Origin of the sequence: Glaciihabitans tibetensis (genome assembly GCF_003003265.1) — a bacterium.
GTDB lineage: Bacteria > Actinomycetota > Actinomycetes > Actinomycetales > Microbacteriaceae > Glaciihabitans > Glaciihabitans tibetensis.
Genome location: NZ_PVTL01000010.1, coordinates 80213 through 100995 on the forward strand (window position 1 = coordinate 80213; position 20783 = coordinate 100995).

The 20783-nt window shown below is 65.9% G+C and carries 22 protein-coding genes; 14 read left to right on the forward strand and 8 right to left on the reverse strand.

The annotated features are described in order from the left end of the window. Window positions 1–13 precede the first annotated feature (13 nt). Both B0I08_RS16100 and B0I08_RS16105 read right to left on the reverse strand, forming a co-directional pair. A complete protein-coding gene (locus B0I08_RS16100; protein WP_106214693.1) occupies window positions 14–517 on the reverse strand; it encodes a Clp protease N-terminal domain-containing protein in 504 nt (167 codons plus the stop codon). A 117-nt stretch (window positions 518–634) separates the two neighbouring features. Then, window positions 635–1264, reverse strand: a complete 630-nt coding sequence (locus B0I08_RS16105) for a dihydrofolate reductase family protein (protein ID WP_106214695.1) — start codon at window positions 1262–1264, stop codon at window positions 635–637. A 347-nt stretch (window positions 1265–1611) separates the two neighbouring features. Between B0I08_RS16105 and B0I08_RS16110 the strand changes: the two genes are divergently transcribed. Then, window positions 1612–2619 (forward strand): SDR family NAD(P)-dependent oxidoreductase, encoded by a 1008-nt coding sequence (locus B0I08_RS16110; RefSeq protein ID WP_425433011.1) that lies wholly within the window; start codon window positions 1612–1614, stop codon window positions 2617–2619. 14 nt (window positions 2620–2633) lie between these two features. On the opposite strand, the gene B0I08_RS16115 is transcribed toward B0I08_RS16110, so the two are convergent. From B0I08_RS16115 to B0I08_RS16125, 3 genes are all read right to left on the reverse strand, one after another. Then, window positions 2634–3491, reverse strand: a complete 858-nt coding sequence (locus tag B0I08_RS16115; protein ID WP_106214699.1) for an HAD family hydrolase — start codon at window positions 3489–3491, stop codon at window positions 2634–2636. A gap of 70 nt (window positions 3492–3561) precedes the next feature. Further along, on the reverse strand, window positions 3562–5163 hold the full coding sequence (locus tag B0I08_RS16120; RefSeq protein WP_219905694.1) for an MFS transporter: 1602 nt from the start codon (window positions 5161–5163) through the stop codon (window positions 3562–3564). 191 nt (window positions 5164–5354) lie between these two features. Continuing rightward, window positions 5355–5978 carry a TetR/AcrR family transcriptional regulator gene (locus B0I08_RS16125; protein WP_106214701.1) on the reverse strand — a complete coding sequence of 208 codons (624 nt, stop codon included), beginning with the start codon at window positions 5976–5978 and terminating at the stop codon, window positions 5355–5357. Window positions 5979–6130: 152 nt separating this feature from the next. On the opposite strand from B0I08_RS16125, the gene B0I08_RS16130 reads away from it, so the two are divergent. The 12 genes from B0I08_RS16130 (at window position 6131) to B0I08_RS16185 (ending at window position 17258) form a co-directional block, all read left to right on the forward strand. Then, on the forward strand, window positions 6131–6964 hold the full coding sequence (locus tag B0I08_RS16130; RefSeq protein WP_106214703.1) for a MurR/RpiR family transcriptional regulator: 834 nt from the start codon (window positions 6131–6133) through the stop codon (window positions 6962–6964). 35 nt (window positions 6965–6999) lie between these two features. Next, entirely contained in the window at window positions 7000–8169 is a 1170-nt protein-coding gene (locus tag B0I08_RS16135; protein WP_245884855.1) for an ABC transporter substrate-binding protein, read from the forward strand. Between the two features lie 12 nt (window positions 8170–8181). Then, window positions 8182–9909, forward strand: a complete 1728-nt coding sequence (locus B0I08_RS16140) for an ABC transporter permease (RefSeq protein WP_106214707.1) — start codon at window positions 8182–8184, stop codon at window positions 9907–9909. After that, entirely contained in the window at window positions 9906–10961 is a 1056-nt protein-coding gene (locus B0I08_RS16145; protein WP_106214709.1) for an ABC transporter ATP-binding protein, read from the forward strand. The genes B0I08_RS16140 and B0I08_RS16145 overlap by 4 nt, the downstream gene beginning before the upstream one ends. Then, window positions 10958–11518 (forward strand): histidine phosphatase family protein, encoded by a 561-nt coding sequence (locus tag B0I08_RS16150; protein WP_106214710.1) that lies wholly within the window; start codon window positions 10958–10960, stop codon window positions 11516–11518. Before B0I08_RS16145 ends, B0I08_RS16150 begins: the two co-directional genes overlap by 4 nt. An 88-nt stretch (window positions 11519–11606) precedes the next feature. Next, entirely contained in the window at window positions 11607–12239 is a 633-nt protein-coding gene (locus B0I08_RS16155) for a TetR/AcrR family transcriptional regulator (RefSeq protein WP_245884856.1), read from the forward strand. After that, window positions 12236–13897: an MDR family MFS transporter gene (locus B0I08_RS16160; RefSeq protein ID WP_106214714.1), complete on the forward strand. Its 1662-nt coding sequence runs from the start codon at window positions 12236–12238 to the stop codon at window positions 13895–13897. The genes B0I08_RS16155 and B0I08_RS16160 overlap by 4 nt, the downstream gene beginning before the upstream one ends. 164 nt (window positions 13898–14061) lie before the next feature. Further along, window positions 14062–14703, forward strand: a complete 642-nt coding sequence (locus B0I08_RS16165; protein ID WP_106214716.1) for a DUF6518 family protein — start codon at window positions 14062–14064, stop codon at window positions 14701–14703. Between the two features lie 113 nt (window positions 14704–14816). Next, entirely contained in the window at window positions 14817–15083 is a 267-nt protein-coding gene (locus tag B0I08_RS16170) for a hypothetical protein (protein WP_106214718.1), read from the forward strand. Between the two features lie 130 nt (window positions 15084–15213). Further along, a complete protein-coding gene (locus B0I08_RS16175) occupies window positions 15214–15714 on the forward strand; it encodes a hypothetical protein (protein ID WP_106214720.1) in 501 nt (166 codons plus the stop codon). Between the two features lie 180 nt (window positions 15715–15894). Then, window positions 15895–16716, forward strand: coding sequence for an alpha/beta fold hydrolase (locus B0I08_RS16180; protein ID WP_106214722.1), 822 nt, complete (start codon window positions 15895–15897; stop codon window positions 16714–16716). A 146-nt stretch (window positions 16717–16862) separates the two neighbouring features. Beyond that, window positions 16863–17258 carry a DUF2255 family protein gene (locus B0I08_RS16185; protein WP_106214724.1) on the forward strand — a complete coding sequence of 132 codons (396 nt, stop codon included), beginning with the start codon at window positions 16863–16865 and terminating at the stop codon, window positions 17256–17258. Window positions 17259–17283: 25 nt separating this feature from the next. Here the strand turns inward: B0I08_RS16185 and B0I08_RS16190 are convergent, their stop codons facing one another. Then, entirely contained in the window at window positions 17284–17664 is a 381-nt protein-coding gene (locus B0I08_RS16190) for a nucleotidyltransferase domain-containing protein (RefSeq protein ID WP_219905695.1), read from the reverse strand. Window positions 17665–17872: 208 nt separating this feature from the next. Next, on the reverse strand, window positions 17873–18904 hold the full coding sequence (locus B0I08_RS16195; protein WP_106214726.1) for an NAD(P)-dependent alcohol dehydrogenase: 1032 nt from the start codon (window positions 18902–18904) through the stop codon (window positions 17873–17875). Between the two features lie 271 nt (window positions 18905–19175). Here B0I08_RS16195 and B0I08_RS16200 point away from each other — a divergent pair, with 271 nt between their 5' ends. Next, on the forward strand, window positions 19176–19754 hold the full coding sequence (locus B0I08_RS16200; RefSeq protein WP_106214728.1) for a TetR/AcrR family transcriptional regulator: 579 nt from the start codon (window positions 19176–19178) through the stop codon (window positions 19752–19754). 187 nt (window positions 19755–19941) lie between these two features. On the opposite strand, the gene B0I08_RS16205 is transcribed toward B0I08_RS16200, so the two are convergent. Beyond that, complete coding sequence (locus B0I08_RS16205) at window positions 19942–20751, reverse strand: alpha/beta fold hydrolase (RefSeq protein WP_181243448.1); 810 nt, start codon at window positions 20749–20751, stop codon at window positions 19942–19944. Window positions 20752–20783 lie beyond the last annotated feature (32 nt).

Below are 20783 nucleotides of genomic sequence, written 5' to 3' on the forward strand. Positions count from 1 at the left end.
CGGCCGTTTGCGGTTACGAGGCGATCGCGGCGCGGGCCGCCTCCGTCAGATGCGCCCGATCGATCTCGAGCAGGTCAATGAGGCGCGCGACCGTGCCGTACTCGGCCTCCGCGGCGACGATCACGATGTGGCCGGCCCTCAGCAGCGAAGGCTTGTCCGAAGCAGACAGGCGCCGCGCCCCCTGAAACAGGTCCTGCGCCGAACCGGTGCTCCGGTACGGGCCGGTGAGGGGGCGCGATGAACCGGGTGAGCCAAGCTGGTCGACCGTGGCCGCCTCGATGCCCACGGCGCGGAGCGCTGCCGCATGCACCTGGACGAGGGCGGAGCGAACCTCGTCCGGTGTCACGTTTACGGCGTCAAATGCCGCCCGCGCCGACGCGTCGTCGAGATCCAACGCCGCGAGGAGCAGATGCTCCGCGCCCGGCTGCTCGTCGCCCAGCTCGGTGGCCGCGTTCTCGGCTGCGGTGAAGAGCGCATTCATCGTTCGGATGTCCGCCAGTGCGTTCCTGATCGCCATGCTGTTGTCCTTTTCTAGTCGAGGGGCGCGCGTCGCGAGGGGGAGAGACGCTTGTGCGCCGCCGGCCCGTCAACTTAAGTTAATGGTCCGTTGCGGCTCGGTGACTGGGCGTTCGGCTTACTCGGCGGTGGTCATGTCGCCCGTCGCCGGCGCGCCGCCCGCCGGACCGTAGCGCAGCAGCACGGCACCCTTCTCCGACGGCGCCGGGGGTTCGAGCAGCCGAAGGGTTGTCGGCGGTCCCGCGTCGGGGAACAGACGTTTGCCCGCCCCCACCACGACGGGGTAGACCCACAGGTTCAGCTGGTCGAACAGTCCCTCCGCGACCAGCGAGCGGGCGAATTCGACGCTGCCAATGAGGTGGATGCTGCGGTGGCGCTCTCGCAGGGCCGCAAGCTCCGCACCGAGGTCGGGGCCCAGCAGGTGCGAGTCCCGCCACCCCAGCTTCAGCGCGCTTCGCGACGCGACGTACTTCGGTATCGCGTCGAACACGCGCGCGATTTCGTTGTCGGGCCCGTCGAGCTGGTGCGGCCAGTACGACGCAAAGATGTCGTAGGTGCGCCGACCCAGCAGGAGCGCGTCCATGTCGCGGATGCCCTCGATGACCTGCGTTCCGACCGCGGCATCGATCAGCGGCGCCTGCCAGCCTCCGAACGCGAAGCCGCCCTCCGGGTCTTCATCGGGCCCGCCGGGGGCCTGGGCCACTCCGTCGAGGGTGGTGAAGAGATCGATGTGAATGCGACCCGTCATCGCGCGTCTCCTTTCGGGCGAAACTCTGCGGTGTCGACAGAAAGTTCGTCACCACCCAGTTGAGCGGATCAGGGCCTCCTTGGCAACAGAGCGCACCAGCTCATTCGCGCAGCCGTCGCGACCTCAGCTGGGGGATCGTCAGCTGTGCTGCGGTGCGCTGTGCTGTGGTGCGAGGCCCGCCCGAAAGACCAGGGTGACGAGCTGGGCACGATCGCGCGCGCCGACCGACACCTCGAGTTCGCGTAGGCGAATCTCATACACGGGAATGGTTCATCTTGCGAGTATTGGCATCATGCTGGGTACCAACGAACCCCACCGCAACACCACCGCATCGAATGGAGAACACCGTGAGCGTCCTGACCGCGAAGTCATCTATCGGAACCTGGCTCGACGATCCGTCGGGAGGCCCGCTCATGCGCGGCTTTCTTACCCAGATGGGCCAGGACGAGGAGTCTCTGAGGCCGGTCCGCACCTTCGCGCTTCAGCGCCTGGTCGAGCTGAGCCAGGGGAAGCTGCCGCAGTCCGCGGTCGACGCGCTCGTCCTTGCTGCAAACGGCGGAGTGATGCCCGAAGACGATGGCACCCCCGAACTCGGTTGGAAGGAATCCATCGTTCCCGACCGATTCGCGGGGCAGACGGTGATTGTCACGGGTGCGGGCTCCGGCATTGGTCGCGCGGTCGCGTCGCGGGTTGCTCGTGAGGGCGGAAAGGTCATCGCCGTCGACATTTCGACGGAACGCCTCGGGGAATTCGCGGGGGCGCACGGCGACTACTCGGTCGTCACGGTCGCGGGGGACATCACGAACAAGGATGACATCGCGGGGATCATCGCCGCCGCCGACGGACGCATTGACGCCCTGGCCAACGTGGCCGGCATCATGGACGACATGACTCCGCTGCACGAGGTCTCCGACGAGGTGTGGGAGCGGGTGTTCGCGGTGAACGTCGACGGAATGTTCCGCCTGACGCGAGCGGTCCTTCCGTTTATGATCGCGGCCGGCCAGGGTTCCATCGTGAACGTCGCCTCGGAGGCTGCTCTCCGCGGCTCCTCTGCGGGATTCGCCTACACGGCGTCCAAGCACGCCGTGGTCGGAATGACCCGCAGCGCGTCGTTTATGTACGCGCCGTCCGGCATCCGGGTAAACGCGGTTGCACCCGGGCCGGTGGCGACCAACATCCAGGCACGGTTCAACTCGGAACTCGGCAAGGAACGCATCCAGGGCGCGATGGCCATCCTTCCGCCGGTCGCCGAGGCCATCCAGCTCGCGGCGTCCATCACTTTCCTCTTGAGCGCGGACGGCACCAACATCAATGGCGTCATCCTGCCGTCCGACGGGGGCCAGTCCGCAATCTAGGACGAAGTCTGGGCTCAGACCAGGCCGTGCCGGCGGAACGCGTTCCAGACTCCGTCGTCGAGCACGGACGTCGTGACCTCGTTGGCGTGCGCCTTGATCTCGTCCGTGGCGTTGCCCATGGCGATGCCCACTCCGCACACCTGCAGCATCTCGATGTCGTTGCTGCTGTCGCCGATTCCCAGGGCGGATGCCGCGTCCAGGCCAAGTCGGTCGAGAAGTTGCAGAATTGTGGAACCCTTGTTGACCCCATCGAGCGTCACCTCTCCGCTCCCGCGACCCATGTGCGGGATCGTGCCGGTGATGACGTGAAAGCGCGCGCTGAGAGCCTCGAAGACCCGGTCGAAGGCGCGGAGATCGCCCGCGATGAAGACCGACTTGGCTATGCCCTCGAAGCTCAGCGGGCGCACGTCGGCGAATGCTTTCAGCGCGGGGTGCTCGTCTTCGGTGGTGACCAATTCGACGTCGGGGCGGATCTCGCCCCGGCGCTCCAGATCGTCTGCGAGGTATTTCGCGAAGTGCGCCCGCACGCCCGCGCTGGGGTAGACCTCATCGTAGGACTGCAGGTAGAAGTCGTACCCCGATTGCTCGTAAAAGTCGACCATCTGGGCCACGGCCTCGGCGGGCATCGTGCGTTCAATGACGAGTTCATCACCGATCGAGGCAAATCCGCCGCCGGCGGTTATGGCGCCATCGAAGCCGATGTCCCGGATCACGGGAAAGATCTCACTCGCACCACGTCCGGTGCTGAGGTAGACCAGATGCCCGTTCTTGCGGGCAGTACGCACCGCATCGATTGTCGAGTCCGCGATGACCTCGCCGGAATCAATGAGGGTGCCGTCAACGTCGAGGAATGCGATGCGCGGGGTGGTCATGCGGTGCTCCAAACGCGGTCGTCCCTGGGGCGTAAGCCACGCCCCAGAGACGACCCACAATTTTGCTGTGTTACCTGACGCTATCGCGTGTCAGTGCGCCGGGTTCGGGCGCGGGAATGGGCATCGCCGATCCGGCGAGGCCAGACTCCGCCTCCACGAGCACGGTTTCTACGTCAACGTGTGCTCGGGGCGACCGCACAAATACGGCGGCGAGGGCGGCAATAACCAGCGCCACAACCCCCGCGACGACCAGCGCGGCGTGCAGGCCGCCGAGGAACGCGTCCTGGGCAAGGAGGGTGGTAGCGGCGTCAAGGCCCTCCGGAACGATGCCCTGTGCCACCGCTTCCGAGCCATCGAAGGTCACGGTACCCAGACGGGCGGAGACGCTCGACGACACAACTGCCGCGAGAATCGCGGTGCCGAGTGCGCCGCCGAGCTGAAGCGCAGTCGCCTGGAGTCCTCCGGCAACGCCGGCCAGGTGCACCGGGGCGCTCCCGACGATCGCCTCAGCACCCGCGGTCATCACCATGCCCACGCCGAGCGCGAGCACGACAAACGGCACCGCCATGCCGAGGTAGGGCGAGTCAAGAGAAATGAAGGTGAGGGCGAACAGCGAGAGCCCGACCAGTGCGAGACCCAGTGCCATCGGGAATCGGATGCCGAACTTGCTGACGAGCGCGGCGCCGATCGGCGACGCGATGATCGAGACCGCGCTGAGCGGAAGCAGCATGACACCCGCGGCGAGACCGTCTTCACCGCGCAGATTGAGCAGGAACAGCGAGAGGAAGAAGGTGACGCCGAACAGGGCAAAGAAGTTGGCTGCCACGGCCAGCGCGCCGATGCTCACTGTCGGATTGCGGAACAACGACATGGGCAGCAGGGGAGTGTCGACCCAGTTCTCGACAAGAACGAACGCGACGATGAGCACCAGTCCCAGCGCGAGCACACCGAGCGTCAGTGGGCTGGTCCAGCCCCAGGCCTCGGACTGCACGACGGCGAGCACAACGCCGAACAGTCCGAGGGCGAGGAGGATGATTCCGACGAAGTCGAAGCGGGCCTTACCGGGAGCGGTGCTCTCCCTGAGCACCATCAGACCAAGGATGACGCCCACAACGGCGATCGGTGCGTTGATGAAGAACACGGATTCCCAGCCGAGCGTGCCGACGAGCAGACCGCCAAGAATGGGACCGGCGGCGATGGCAACGGACGATGCGCCACCCCAGATTCCGATCGCGACTCCGAACTTTTCCCGCGGGAACGTTGCTCGCAGCAGGGCGAGGGTCTGCGGCATCAGCAGCGCCGCGCTGAGTCCCTGGAGGGCGCGGAAGATGATCACGCCCTCTGTGGTTCCGATCAGGCCAATGGCGACGGATGTGACGGCAAACGCAACCACACCGATCAGGTACATCTTTTTGCGGCCGAAGCGGTCGCCGAGCTTGCCGCCGAGAATGAGGAACACCGCGAGACCGAGCAGGTAGGCGTTGGTGATCCACTGGAGCTCGGTGAAGCTGGTGCCGAGGGACAGTGCGATGGCGGGGTTCGCGATGGAGACGACGGTTCCGTCGAGGCCGACCATAAAGAGGCCAAAGCACACGGCGGCGAGGGTGAGCGCGGGATTACCGCGAAGCGAGGTGCGACCGGTTTTCGGGCGCGCGGACAGGGATTCAGACAAGGGATGTCTCCGGTTTCAGTGGTGGGTCGCGCGAATCAGGGCGCAGAGGGAGGAACCCGCGAAGAGGTGCGTTTTCGGGCTCAGTGCGCATGCGGGAATAGTGCGCATGCGGGAACAGTGCGTTGCGGGGTGGAGCGTTTGCGGGGTGGTGTGTGGCGGGGCAGTCCGCGGACGGGAGGGGCGGCTCGCCGCTAGCCGGGTCCGGCGGGAGGGCCGAGCGTGCGCCCGTTGATGCCGCGGGGATCGAGCGCGGGGGCGAGCCAGTGGGTCACGATGGTGTCGAGCTCGTCTTCGCTGATCGGCTCTCCGCTCACCAGCGCGCGATCGACGATGAGAGATGCGATCACGCGGCCGCCGATGACGGGGTCCACGTGCGCCGCGATGCGGGACTGCAGCTGAAGAGACCGGAGCGCAGTGGCGATGGCCGCCTGGTGCGGCACCACCAGGTGCTCGTCGACGGCGTCGTTGATGCGTTGTTCCGCCCGGCTTGCCTCGTGAAGGGCGAGAAGAAGTCGGCCGGTCTGCCCGGTGGTGATGCTCCGAACGGCTTGCGCGATCGAGGTGATCGCCGCGACATGATCGAGTTCGATCCCCGGCACCGCAATCATCGTGGGCTCGATGCTCGACGCCACGGCACAGACGAGGTCGATCTTGGTCGGCCAGGACTTGTAGATCGTCGCCTTCGATGCGTGGGCCTGCATGGCGATGCGATCCACGGTCAGCGAGGCGTAACCACCCTCAATCAGGGCGGCGGATGTCGCGTCCAGCACGGCCTGCACGCGCGAGGCGCGCGCGGTGGTCGGAACAGACGTCATTCAAGTACTGTACCGTACAGTTTCCAATTTCGTAACGAGAAGCGACGGTTCGCGCGGCAATTTCGTGACGGCGCACTGCACGTTCCATGAACACCAAGTTAACGTGCAGCACTTGCACTTCTTGCAAGTGCATTTGCATCTAGCGTCCAAGGGTGTTCATCACCGAGATCGTGAAAAGCAGGGGCCACCTGCTCACCGCCACCGACCGCAAGCTCGTTGGCGTGCTGCGGTCGCACCCGGCCGAGGCGGCGTTTTGGTTCGCGAACGACCTGACCGCGCCTCTCGGGTTGCATCAGTCTGCTGCCACCCGGCTTGCCCAACGGCTGGGTTTCGCGGGGTATCCGCAGCTGAGAGACGCCCTCCGCCAGGACTACCTCGCCGGCAACGGACCGTCGCAGCGCCTGAAGGGACGACTCGACCAGCATCCACTCGACGAGGTACTGCGCTCGTTTGTCGACGACGAGGTCGAGGCTCTGCGCGCCCTGCCCCAGCATGTCTCGCAGGACGAACTCGATGATCTCGCCGGGCGTGTGCTCGCGGCATCCACCGTCTACCTGTTTGGGCAAGGAAACGCGACCGTCCTCGTCGACCAGCTGACGCGCCGCCTGCAACGATTCGGGGTGCGGCCGGTCGCCCTCGTGGGCTCGCGCCGCGACATCGCCGAAGCCGTCACCTCGATCGGCCCCGACGACCTGCTCGTGGTGTTTGCGTTCCGCCGGGCGCCTTCCGTGCTCGGGGCGGTGCTCGACCTGGCGAACGCGGAAGGCGTGCACAGCGTCCTCATCACCGACACTCTTCTCTCCCTGCAGCCGAGCCCGTCCGCGATCATCGCGGCACCCCGCGGCGGCACCGACGCCTTTCTCTCACTGACGGTGCCGATGGCCATCAGTAACGCCCTCGTTCTGACCATCGCGCAGGGCGCCCCAGAACACGCCGTGCGGTCGCTCGACCGTCTTGGCGCAGTGCTTGACACCTTCGACGCCTGATTACCCCGTTGCATCCCCCTAAAAGGAGAATCACCATGTTTAGACGCCCCATGCCCACCCGGCTGCGCAGCGCCCTTGTGGTCGCCGCAGCGTTCCCCTTGCTCGTTGGGCTCGCCGCGTGCGCTCCCGCCGCAGAGGCGGAAGATGCCGTGGATTACAGCGCACTCAGCCACGATGAGCTGGTTGAGCTTGCGACCGAAGAGGGCGAGGTCTCGGTGTATGCGTTCACCAGCCGGATCGCGACCGTCGAGGAAGCGTTCGAAGCCGAGTACCCGGGCATCGACGTGGTCGCCACCGACATCTCGTCCACCGAGCTGATCACCCGCCTCGCCAGCGAGCACGCCGCCGGCAGCGCCACCGCCGACGTCGCCTATGTGTCCGATGCGCCGGTCGTGGTGACCGAGCTGCTCGCCGACGGAGTGCTGGAGGCGTACCTGCCGCCGCGCATGGAGGATGTTCTCCCCGCCGAGTACCAGACCCCGCTTGTCGCCAACCGCCTGTCGACGAAGGTGCTCATGTACAACGAGGAGGCGTACCCCGACGGCTCGCCCGTCTCCAACCTGTGGGAGCTCACCGAGGCTGAGTGGGCGGGCAAGGTTGTGCTCGTCGACCCGAACGTGCGCGGCGACTACCTTGACCTGGTCACCGAAATGTCCCTGCGCGCGGATGACATGGCTGCCGCCTACGAGGAGCACTTCGGCACGCCGATCGAACTGGCCGATGGCGTCGAGGACGCCGGACTGCAGTTCGTCAGCGACCTGTATGCGAACGACGCGGTGCTCGTCGACGACACCGACACCGTGAACGCTGCGATTGGCGCTCTGGGGCAATCCGCCCCGCCCGTGGGATTCACCTCGTACTCCGACCGCCGCGACAACGAAGATGAGGGTTGGGCGCTGCAGGTCGCCTCCGGCGTCGCGCCGTCGCCCGGGATCGTCTTCCCGGCCATGCTCGGTCTCACCGCGAACGCCGAGAACCCCGCTGCGGCGCGACTGCTCATCGACTTCATGATGGGCGACGATACCGAGACGGGTGGCGCGGGCTTCGAACCGTTCTACGTGGCCGGCGACTACCCGACCCGCACCGATGTTGTCGCGCCGGAAGACGCCCTGCCGCTCGAGGAACTGGCCGCCTGGATCATCGACGCCGAGGCATCCGCCGAGCGTCGTGACGCCGTGGCCGACTTCCTGTTGACGATCCAGTAGACCGGCCGAGCAATGAGACGAGTTTCCGCGGGTATCCGCCGCCCGACTACCTGGCTCGCCGTGGCCGTGCTGGCGGTGCTCGTGGTGCTCGTCGCGCTGCCCCTGCAAGGGCTCGTCGCCGCAACGCTCCGGCCCGACGCCATCGGCTCCTGGACAGACGTGCTGGCGAGCCCGCTCTCGGCCAACCTGTTCTGGGAGCCGCTGCGCAACTCGCTGGTGGTGGGCCTCGCCACCGGACTGATCGCCAGCCTGCTCGGTGCGTTTCTCGCCTGGGTGGTGGTGATGAGCGACGTCCCCGGGCGACGCGTGATCGGTGTGCTGGCGACCATCCCGTTCGCCCTCCCGAGCTTCGCCATCGCGCTGGCCTGGGAAAGCGTCTTCCGCAACGAGCGGCTCGGCGGTAACCCGGGGGTGCTGGCGAGCCTCGGCATCGCCGTACCGGACATCCTGTCGTGGGGAATGGTTCCGATCACACTGACGCTGGTGGCCCACTACTACTCGCTGTCGTTCGTTGTCGTCGCCGCGGCGCTGTCCAACGTGGGCGGCGACCTCCTCGCCGCCGCGGAGCTCACCGGCGCCTCCCGGATGCGCATCGCCGGTCGCATCGCGTTGCCCGTGGTGGCGCCGGCGATCCTCTCCGGGTTTCTCCTCGCGTTCGCCGAGGGAGTGAGCAACTTCGCCGTGCCCGCGCTGTTGGGCCTGCCCGTGCGATTCCAGACCCTGAGCACGCGGCTCTACGGGTCGATCTCCACGGGGGACACGGAACGCGGTTACGTGCTCTCGATCCTGCTGGTCGTCATCGCCGCCCTGGTGCTCTGGGTGGGCAATCGGTTTACCGCCGGCAAGTCGTTCGCGACCATCACGGGTAAGAGTTCGCGGCCGCGGCGGGCCAACACCGGGCCCTGGAAATGGGTGCTCTTCGCTCTCAGCGTCGCGCTCGTGACGGCGACGACGATCGTGCCGGGCATCGTCCTCGCGGTGAGCACCGTTCTGCGCCGCACCAACAGCTTCGAGGCCGGGCTCACGCTGCACTATTGGATCGGCGAATCTGACCCGTCGATCGCGCAGGGCATGCGCGGGGTTCTCCGCGACCCCATCGCCCTCGACGCGCTGGTCTCGACCGTGGCGCTCGGGTTCGCTGTCGCGCTCGGGGCGACGCTCGTGGGTCTGGTGGGAGCATACGTCGTGGGGCGGTTGAAGCGGGCGCGCGTGGTCGGCGGATCGATCAGCCTGCTGAGCTACGTGCCGTTCCTGATTCCGGGGATCGCCTTCGGCGCCGCCTTCATCGCCCAGTTCGGGGCACCGATCGGTCCGCTTCCCTCGCTCTACGGAACCTTCGCGATCCTCGTGATCGCCGGAATCGCCGCCAGTCTGCCGTTTGCCTTCCAGACCTCGCGCTCGGCGCTCGGGCAGGTCTCCGGGGATCTGGAAGAGGCCGCGGTGATCGCCGGAGCGGGAACCGCCCGGCGCCTGCGCCGCATCGTCTTCCCGCTCGCCTCACGCGGCATCGTCAGCGGCGGCATCCTCGTCTTCGTCACCATGGTGCGCGACCTGTCGCTCGTGGTACTGCTCGTCACCCCGGCTACTCCGCTGCTGTCGGTGATGACCTATCGCTACGCGTCGGAGGGCTTCACACAGTCCGCCAATGCCATCACCCTCGTGATCGCGATCGTTTCGGTCGCGGCCACCCTTCTCGCCCGACGCCTCCAGGGTGCCGGGCAGCCCTGGAGCAACGCATGACCGCCATCACCCTCGACCGACTCGGCAAAGACTTCGGCGGCAGTACCGCGCTGCACGAAGTAAGCCTCGAGTTCCCCTCCGGCGCCTTCGTGGTGCTGCTCGGCCCCTCCGGCTGCGGCAAAACCACAACGCTCCGGATGCTCGCCGGACTCGAGGAACCGACGCGCGGCCGCATCCGTTTCGGCGACCGCGTGGTGGCCAACGGCGACACCGGGGAGTCTGTGCCCGCGGAGAAACGCGGTCTCGGAATGGTGTTTCAGAGCTACGCGCTGTGGCCGCACATGAGCGTGCGCACCAACATCGACTGGCCACTTCGGGTTGCCCGGTGGAGTGCGGCCGACCGCCAGGCGCGGGTGACGGAGGTGCTGGCGATGCTCGGCATCACCGCGCTCGCCGACCGCTACCCGGCCGAAATTTCGGGCGGGCAGCAACAACGCGTCGCCATCGCCCGCACGATCGCCGCGCGCCCGCAGGTGCTGCTCTTCGATGAGCCACTGTCCAACCTCGACGCTCGCCTGCGAGTCGACACCCGCGCCGAGCTCGCGCAGGTGCACCGCGCCACGGGCGGAACGAGCGTCTACGTCACCCATGACCAGGTGGAAGCGCTCGCGCTGGCCACCCACATCGCCGTGATGCGCGACGGCCGGGTGGAACAGTTTGGACCGCCCGCCGAACTGCTGGAGCACCCCGCGACCGCGTTTGTCGCGTCGTTCCTCGGCACACCGCCCGCGGTTTTGCTCGCGGGCGAGGCGAGCGGCGGCTGGCTCCGACGCTCGGGGGCGGAGCTGACGGTCGCGTCCGGTGAGGGGCGGCCGTTGAAGGCGATGTACCGCCCCCAGGACGTGGGGCTCGGGCCGAGCGGATGCCTGCAATTCGATGTTGTCGAGTGCACTCCACTTGCCGGGCGCTACGTTGTCTCGGGCCTGAGCGACGGCGACCGGGTGTCGATCATCACCGAAACCCCGGTTGCGGCGGGCACCTCGTCACGGCTGATCCTGCCCGAGACTCCCGCGGCGCTCTTCGGGGCGGACGATACGCGGGTGACCGCGTGACGACCCTGCTTCTCGTTCGGCATGGACCGACCGACTGGACCGGCGAGAAGCGACTTCAGGGCCGCACCGACATCGACCTGTCGGATTCGGGACGCGTCAGCACCGTCGCGCTGGCTCCGATCATCGCCGCGTGGCATCCGCTCACCCTCATCGTCTCCCCGCTCTCCCGCACCCGCACGACGGCGGCGATGCTGACGGGGCTCGAGGTCATCGTCGACGACCGGTGGGCCGAGGCGGGGCTGGGGGAGTGGGAGGGCCGTCGCGCGGACGAGATCGGCGCTGACTACGTACGGTGGCGCGCAGGAACGCTGCTTCCGCCGGGCGCGGAGGCGACGGCTGCCGTGACAGAACGGGTGACTGCCGCCGTGTTGTCCGCGGCGACTCAGCCGGGCCCGGTGCTGATTGTGACCCACGGCGGCACCATCCGGTCGGTGCTGGCGAACTTCGTGGGGCTCACCGCCGACCGCCTGGAGCCGGTGGGTGCGCCCAGCCTCACGGTGCTCGACGTTGAGGCCGCGGGCACCGCGCGCCTCCGCCACTACAACCTGCTCGCCTGAGGCGACCTGCTCGCCTGAGGCGACCTGCTCGCCTGAAGCGTAATCTGACTGTTTGCACTTTGGCGCTAAAAGTGTAAGGTTGCACTTCGTGTCCATTAGTGCAACTACCTCGAGAGCCGTCCAGCGTCGGCTCGAAACCGCGTCGCGGATCACGGCTCTGAGCCGTCGGTTCACCGCGGACCGGGGACTCGCCGGCTTCACGATCGAAGAGGTGTGCGACGAAGTCGGGGTCTCCCGCCGCACCTTCTTCAACTACTTCCCGTCCAAGGAAGAGGCCGTGCTCGGCGTGGACGAAGTCGAGGAGATGAACGCCTTCGGCGAGCATTTCCTCGCGCGCGGGTCGCGGGGATGGCCGGTTGTCATCGACGACATCGTGGAGCTCGCGACCGACTATATGCACTCTGCCGGACTCGACACCGCGGCGCATCTCGAACTCATCCGCGCGATCGGCCGCGAGCCCCGACTGCTCGCCCGCTTTGTCGGGATGGGGCGCGAACGCGACGTCGCGCTCGCCGCCCTCATCGCGAAGCGCGAATCCGTGCAGACGGACGACCCGCGCGTACGAGCCTGCGTGACCGTGATTTCCGCGCTCATGCGGTCGGCGGGCGAGCGGCTTTTTGACCCTGACGCGCCCGACGACTTCGGCCTCGCGCTCTCCGACTCGCTCGCCGCTATCCGCGCCGTGCTCGATACCTCCCCACCCAGAAAGGCTCGCCAGTGACGACCGCAACCGAGGGCCCGCTCCTCCTCACCCAACGAAGGATCTGGATCATCTTCGGCGCGCTGATCGCCGGCATGCTCCTGTCCAGCCTCGACCAAACGATCGTGTCCACCGCGATGCCGACGATCGTCGGGCAGCTCGGCGGCGTCGAGCACCAGGTCTGGCTCACCACCGCCTACCTGCTTGCCACAACCATCGTGATGCCCGTGTACGGAAAGTTCGGTGACGTCCTCGGACGCCGTCGCCTGTTCCTGGTCGCGATCGCGCTCTTCACGATCGCCTCCGTCGGCTGTGCGTTCGCCGGTGACTTCACCCAGCTCATCCTCTTCCGGGCCGTGCAGGGACTCGGCGGTGGTGGACTCATGATCCTCTCGCAGGCGATCATCGCCGACATCGTGCCCGCCTCGGAGCGCGGCAAGTACCTCGGCCCCCTCGGCGCGGTCTTCGGGCTGTCCGCCGTCGGTGGCCCGCTCCTCGGTGGCTTCTTCGTCGACCACCTCACCTGGCAGTGGGCGTTCTACATCAACATCCCGATCGGCATCGCCGCGTTCGCCATCGCCTGGTTCACCCTGAAGCTGCCGAGCAAGCGGGCAACGCAACCGATCGACATCCTCGGTGTGGTCTTCCTCTCGGCCTTCACCACCTGCCTGATCTTCTTCACCGACTTCGGCGGAAGCGCCGACCACGGCTGGGGTGCGCTCTCCACCTGGATGTTTGGCGCCGGCATGCTCGTCGCTGCGATCGCGTTTGTAATGGTGGAGGCGAGGGCTAAGGACCCCATCATCCCGCTCTCCCTGTTCAAAAATCGCACCTTTGTGAACGCCACCCTGATCGGGCTCACGCTTGGTCTCGGAATGTTCTCGGCGATCGGGTTCGTGCCGACGTTCCTGCAGATGTCGTCGGGTACCTCGGCCGCGGCGTCCGGGCTGCTGATGGTGCCGATGATCGTCGGCCTCATCGGAACCTCGGTCATCTCGGGTATCGCGATCACGCGCACCGGGCGCTACAAGATGTTCCCCGTGATTGGCACGCTCCTCACGGCCGCCGCGATGATCGCGATGACCACCCTCACGGCGGACACCCCGATCTGGCTGATCTGTGTCTTCCTGTTTGTGTTCGGCGCCGGTCTCGGCTTCATCATGCAGGTTGTGGTTCTGGTCGCCCAGAACTCGGTGAACCCGTCGATGGTGGGAACCGCGACCAGCACGAACAACTACTTCCGTGAAGTAGGTGCCTCGCTCGGCGTCGCGGTGTTCGGTGCGATGTTCACCAATCGGCTCACCGAAAACCTCACGAGCGTGTTCGTGGGTGCGGGAGCCAGCGCGGGCGACGCGGACAACGCGACCTCCACCCTCGACCCACAGACGCTCGCGCAGCTTCCCGACGCGGTGCGCGATGGCGTGGTGACCGCCTACGCCGACGCGCTCGCACCCGTGTTCTGGTACCTGGTTCCGTTCATCGGGATCGCGTTCGTTCTCTCGCTGTTCCTCAAGCAGATTCCTTTGTCGGATGTCGCGGGCCTGGTCGCCCGGGGCGAGGCAGTGGGCGGCGAAGAAGCAGAAGCACTGGAGGCAGCGCAGCGCGCCGGCGCACCCGCGCCGACCGCAGCCGCCTCCGCGGACGAGAGCGGCCACCATGAAGATGCGACCGTGAAGTAACTCCGACTCCCCGCAACTGCTCCACAACCTGAGCGCCCGGCCACCCGTTGGCCGGGCGCTTTGTTCTTCCTCTGCGGTGGCTGGGGCATAAGTCCACCTCACGAACACCCTGGTCATCCTCCCGGGCGACGCGCGTGACGCGTGAACGGTGGTGAAGTCTCAACATGATGCCTTACGCCCTTGCGGCCACCCCCACCCCCACCCGCATTCGCACGTCTGTGCTTCATGCCGTCAGCATCGCGCTGGTTGGCGGGCTTGTCCTCGGAGGTCTCACAAGCTTTTTGCAAGCATCTCTGCCCGCGTCCCTCAGTTCGTTCGCGAATTCGTCCGGTGGTTGGTCCATGCTCGTCTTCGCGCTCGTCCGTCTCGGCGGTGCACGTCCACCCTTGGCGTCGTTACTCGGACTGTTGTCGTTCTGGGCCCTGCTTGAGGGTTACGACCTAGTCACCGCGTGGCGCGGGTTCGGATACTCTCCGCCGTTCAGTGATGTGTTCTGGCTGCTGGCTGTTGCCGCTGGACCGATCCTCGGGGGATCGGCCGCTCTCACCCTGCACGGCCGCGGGGCAGCGCGAGTTCTTGGGGTTGCGCCCCTCTCCGGCGTACTGATTGGCGAAGGTGTCTGGGCTCTCGGCGCCGTCGCTGACTCGACGAGTCCCATCTATTGGTGGGTCGAGATTGTTCTCGGCGTCGTATTTCTGCTGCTCGCGATCGTGCGCGTTCGCCCCCATCGCCGTTATGCCGTCTCCGTTCTTGTCCTCACCGCGCTCGCTGCCGTCACTTTCTTCGCGGTCTATTCGCTGTTCTGAGCCGGCTGGAGCACACGCGTTGCTCCCCTCCGGACCACTTCCTCTTGGCGTGTCCGCAAGAGTGTGCCTACAATCACCACATTCGAATATACGTTCGAGGAGGAGGTTGCACCATGACACGCGTACGCGAAGCGATTGCGCTCTGGCTCGACGACGACGGCCATCCGCGCCGCCTGGTCTGGGATGGCCGCCGGTACCGGGTAAGTGACCAGCCCACACGGTTGTCCGATTTTGTCGACGAGCGCATCACGCACCCGGTGGCCTCGCCACCGCTGGGATGGCGGTTTCAGGGTACAGACGACGACAGACAGACCCGGGTCTTCGATGTTATGTACGACGACCAGCGTGGTCAGTGGATCCTGGTCGGCACCTACGCCTGACGGATCGGTGCCGTCCTCACGCTGCGGCGCGTAATCTTCCTCGTCGGGATCGGCGGGTGACAGCGCCTCGACGCCAGTGCCGCGGCGCAAGAGGCTGCCGCTCTGCCGCGGCTGCTGGCATGCTGGCCCGATGGTTCACCAGCCGCTGGAAAAGCACGAGGTCGCGGAGCGACTCAAGGAACGCATCTACGTGACGTTCACGGCGCTCGCGGTGGTGCTCGCGCTGGCGTCCCATGGCCATCCGACGGCGATCCGTTCGCTTGCGACTCTCGTTGTCGCGGTCATCGCCACCCTGCTCGCCGTGTTCACCGCGGAGTTGCTCGCACGGATGACGGTCAACGAGCGATTGCTGTCGCGGGACGAGATGCGGCACATCCTTGGGGTGAGCGTCGGGGCCATCGGGGCCATCACGCTTCCCGCGATCTTTCTACTGATCAGCGCGCTTGGCGGCTGGTCGACCGACGCTGCGTTGCGGGCCTCCGCGTTCGCCCTCGTCGCCGCGCTCGCGGTCAACGGCTACGTTGCGGTGCGTCGTGCACGCCTGCCCGCGTGGCAGCGCGCTGTCGCCCTTCTGGCCGAGGCGGTACTCGGGCTTGCCGTCATCGGCCTCGAAATCCTCGTGCACCGCTGACCCCGCGGGGTGCGGAGTCCCGCACAGATGGGGAACGTTCACCCGTTCGGCACCCCTTCGTCATTGCGGCACGCTGAGTGGTTCGGCTGTGCTTGGTGATGCCGCGATCGCGCGCGTCGTCGGCGATCGACTGTGGCGCGACATCCGCCGTCTGAATCGACTCGAGAAAAGGGAAGATACATGCCGTACATCACCACCACCGATGGAACCGAGATTTACTACACCGAGCAGGGCACCGGCCAGCCCGTGCTGCTGAGCCATGGTTGGCCGTTGAGTTCAGACGCCTGGCAGGTGGAGCTGAAGCTGCTTGCGGATGCCGGGTACCGGGCGATCGCGCACGACCGCCGTGGTCACGGCCGCTCGTCGAAGACCTACACGGGCAACGACATGGACACCTACGCCGCGGACGTCGCCGAGCTCGTCGAGGCACTCGACCTGCACGATCTCGTCGTCGTCGGACACTCCACCGGGGGTGGCGAGGTCGTGCGTTATGCCGCGCAGCACGGCGTCGGCCGGGTGGTCAAGGTCATCACCGCCGGCGCCGTTCCTCCGCTGATGGTGAAGACGGATGCCAACCCTGACGGCCTGCCGATCGAGGCCTTCGACGGCATCCGCGCGGGCGTGCTCGCGGATGCCTCGCAGTTCTACCAGGACCTCAGCGAGGCGTTCTTCGGGGCGAACCGTGAGGGTTCCGCCGTGTCACAGGGAGCGAAGGATGACTTCTGGCGCCAGGGCATGCTGGTGAACCTCGCCGCGGCGTACGACTGCGTCAAGGCGTTCTCGGAGACCGACTTCACCGAGGACCTCAAGGCGCTCGACGTTCCGATCTTCATCGCCCACGGTGACGACGACCAGATCGTGCCGATCGGCGCTGCATCGTTGAAGACTGCCGAGCTGGTCAAGGACGGCACGCTGAAGGTCTACCCGGGAGCGCCGCACGGCATCTACGGCGACTACCGGGCCGAACTCGGCCAGGACATCCTGGCGTTCATCGCGAAGTAGGGTCCGGGTCGTTCCGGCGGGCGCGGTGGCGATGGCTGCCGCCGCACCCGCCAGTGGCACCTGTCCGCTCGCCCGCAGGGTGTGCCAGAATGCGCGTAGGTAGCTGGTGCATACACCCTGGTACACACGAGTCTGGAGCCCTCGACATGACCGCATGGACCGAAAACGAACTCACCCGAATCGGCGGCGCCGAGGAGCTGAAGATCTCGTCCTACCGCTTCGACGGATCGCTCCGGCCCTACGTCATAATCTGGGTCGTCCGGGTCGACGACGAGCTCTACGTGCGGTCGGCGTATGGCTCGTCGAACCCGTGGTTTGTGCGGGCGACCGCGAGTGGCACCGGGCGTATTCAGGCGGACGGGATCGAGCGGGATGTCGCCTTCGCCGAACCCGCCGGCGACGTTCATGTTGCGATCGACGCGGCCTATCACGCGAAGTACGACCGCTACGGACCCGCGATCGTCGGGACCGTGGTGGGGCCCCAGACCATACCGAACACGCTGCGTTTGGTTGCCGCAGATCTGGCACGTTCTCCGCAATAGCGGCAAATTGGTCACCGTGGGTGGTTCAGAGCGCGGCAACTGCCGATGCGAGCACTCCGGTGTCATAAATAGTGAGATGGCCGTCGCTCAAGACCCGCCGCGTGCCCGCGTCGAGGGGAACAGCAGCCCAGCTGATTGGTGCGATGCCCAGGTCGACGTGGAGCCCGGACCTCAAGCGCATCCTTCTCTCTTGAACGGGCCCCCAGCTCACTGCTCGAATCAGCCGAGCGCCCGGACACAGAACTTCGAACCACCCATAGTCGGCGAGCCGATCTGGGTCGTCTGTCAGGATCGTCAGATCGATGTCGCTACCCATGCGCTCGGCATGGCGTGCGTATGAACCGACAAGTAGTACGGCCAGGATGTCGTCGCGCTCAGTGGCCCAAGCCCTCACGTCGTCGATCACGGCGCGAGCAGCTCGCTGCCGCCCTTTTAGTCTCACAGTCACGTGCCCCATCATCGCGCGTTCCAACTCCGGACAGGCAAAACGCCCGCAGGGGCTGCACCTGCAGCGCATCGATGTGGACGGTGTTGATTCCTCCTGACGGTCGCTTGGGAGAGTGCTCGGCTCGTTCTCCAGACAGAGCAGAGCAGAGCAAAGCAGAGCCGGTTCTCTAGATTGTCTTCATATCGAGAGCGAAGCGGAACCGGACATCGTTGCGTTCGAGCCGGTCGAGTGCTTCGTTAATGTCACGTGCGGGCAGGACTTCGACGTCGGCGGTGATGCCGTGTTCGTTGCAGAAATCGAGCATGGCCTGCGTTCCGGTAGTCCCACCGCTGCCTGCCGAGGCGAGGCTTTTTCTACCGATGAGAAGTGCCATCGGATCAAACTGCATAGACCCGAGCGCGCCGAGTGCGCACAGCGTCCCGTCCAGCGCCAGAGCACGAATGTACGGGGTGAGGTCGTGGGGGACGGATGCCGTGTCGATAATGAGGTCGAAACGGTTGGCTGTTGCTTTCATCGCGATGGGGTCTTTCGACACGACCACCTCGTCGGCACCCAGACTCTTCGCGCCCGCTGCCTTGTCTTCGGAGGTGGTGAACAGCACGACGTGGGCACCGAGGGCATGGGCGAATTTGACGGCGAGGTGCCCGAGTCCGCCGAGCCCCACCACTCCAATGGTCTTTCCGGGTCCGGCGTTCCAGCGCATCAGAGGTTCCCAGACGGTGATTCCCGCACACATTAGAGGAGCGACGCCAGCAGGGTCGAGCTTGTCCGGCAGCGGGTAGACGAATTTCTCGTCGGCGACGTATTCGTTCGCGAAACCGCCTTGGGTCACGGTGCCGTCGACACGGTCAGTACCGCCATAGGTAAGCGTCGGAAACTCCTCGCAGTAGTTCTCCTGCCCGGCAAGGCACATGGAGCATGTGCCGCACGAGTCGATGATGTTGCCGACTGCGACCGGGTCTCCTGCCCGGAACCGAGATACCTCAGGGCCGATTGCGGTAACGACGCCCACGAATTCGTGGCCGGCGACGAGAGGTTTGTTGCCTGGGCGGTGGATCTCGTGAAGGTCGGAGTGGCATACCCCGCAGAAGGTCACGTCAATGGCGACATCGTTTGGCCGGAGGTCGCGTCTCTCGATCGTCTGGCGTGTGAGGGGCCGGTCGGAGGCGACAGCGACGTATGCGGTTGTTTCTCGCATAGAGTCATTCTCTTTTCTCTTGGTGAGTTTCTTGTTGGTGAGGGTCGATCGTTTTGAGTGTGGCGTCGGAACCGGCGGGTACCCAGAGGCCGCCGGTCTGCGATCGCTTCGGAGCGCCAGAGACAAAGGTCGGTGTCGGTCGAGTTTCTGGGGCTAGGTGACGGGGTGAAACATGCGTCAACTGGGAACAAACTAGTTAGTTTGATTTGCAGTTACGAAGATACGTGCTTTCGCGGGAAAGTCAAACCAACTAGTTTGTTACCCTCGGGTCATGAAGTCTGGAGACGCGACCCGTGAACGCATACTCGCCGCCGCGAAGGCCGAATTCGCGGAATTTGGCATCGCGGGCGCGCGGGTAGATCGGATTGCGGCGAACGCGCGCGCGAACAAGGCCCAGCTGTATACATTCTTCGGCGGAAAGGAGGCCCTCTTCGAGACCATTTTCACTGCGTCGCTTGATGGCATCGTCAACGCCGTCCCGATAGACGCGACCGATCTGCCCGGGTATGCGGTGAGACTCTATAACGAGTATCTCGAGCAACCAGAGCTTGTCCGTCTCGCAACGTGGGCACGACTTGAACGGCGCCCGACTGGGCACTTGACAGCCGACGCCTACCAGCTAGATGCATCCAAGCTTTCCGACATCGATAGTGCTCAAAGAAGAGGATTCATTGACGAGTGGTTCACTCCGTTCGAGGTGCTGACAACGGTCATTGCGATTTCTATGACTTGGTCACCTGCGAGCACGACGTATGCCGCCGCGAAGTCCGACGAACAGACTGAGCATGATCGTCGACGTGAAACGATCAGAAGAGTGGTCTCCCGATCGCTGTGCACCGCGCAGAGCTGAATCCTCGCTGTAGCGTTATCGTCTCGACGAATGCTTAAATCTCCCCTGCGACGTCGGCAGCACGCGGCGGGGTGACGAGGTTACCTTGGGGAAGCGCGCCGCTTCCCGGTGCGATTCAGCCAGACGGTGCGACAGGAGCATCAACTCGACGGCTCGAAAAGCGGTGGTGGTCCGAGACGTAGATGTCTCACTCGAAGAGGTGTTTGAGTGAAAGGGCATCGAGCCATCGGCCGACGAGGTCATGGACTATTTCTGGCGTCTCGATCTGCGGATTATGGCCGGCCCCGTCGATGACTGCAGCGGACATGTGCGGGTAGTGCTGGAGCAGGGCGAGTTGGTCTTGCCATCCCACGATTGCGTCCTGGCGGCCCGTGACGAGCAAGTGTGGGCCCCGGTGGGGCGCGGCTTCCGCCTCCGGCCAGTGGGGGAGAAGGAAGTCTGCCCCGAGTTCGGCGGCAGCTATTCGATCGTGTGCGCGCCATCCTGGTAGCAAGTACTCCTCGAAACGTTCCCATCCCGGTCGGTTGAGGCGGGTCGCCACCTGGGCGAAGAGCTCTCGTTCGTCCGGCTGCCGGCTGGCCAGGAAAACGTCGTCTCGCTCCAGGATCGTCTCGCGCGGCAGCGTGCGGCCGTCACCCCAGCTCACGACGGGCACGAGGAGGGCCGATCCGAGAAGCTGGGTGCCGAATCGGGCGGTGACGGCTCGGGCGATTTGCCCGCCGAACGACTGGCCGATCACGGCGAAGCGCTGATCGTGCACGACGTCCGCGATGAAGTCGATGACGGCCTCGGTGAGCGTGAGCGCCGAGGTCGGTCCGGGTAGTCGGGGGCTGTTACCGTGCCCGGGAAGGTCGAGATAGATCCGGCGGTAGCCGGGGTGGCTGTCGAAGACGGGTTCGAGCGGCAGAAGTACACGGTGATCGACCGTGTAGCCGTGGATCATGACGATCGGTACTCCGTCGCCGCGAGTGGTGTGCTGCATGCTGTTTTTGCTCATCCCGGCACCGTAGAACATTCACGCTAACGTCA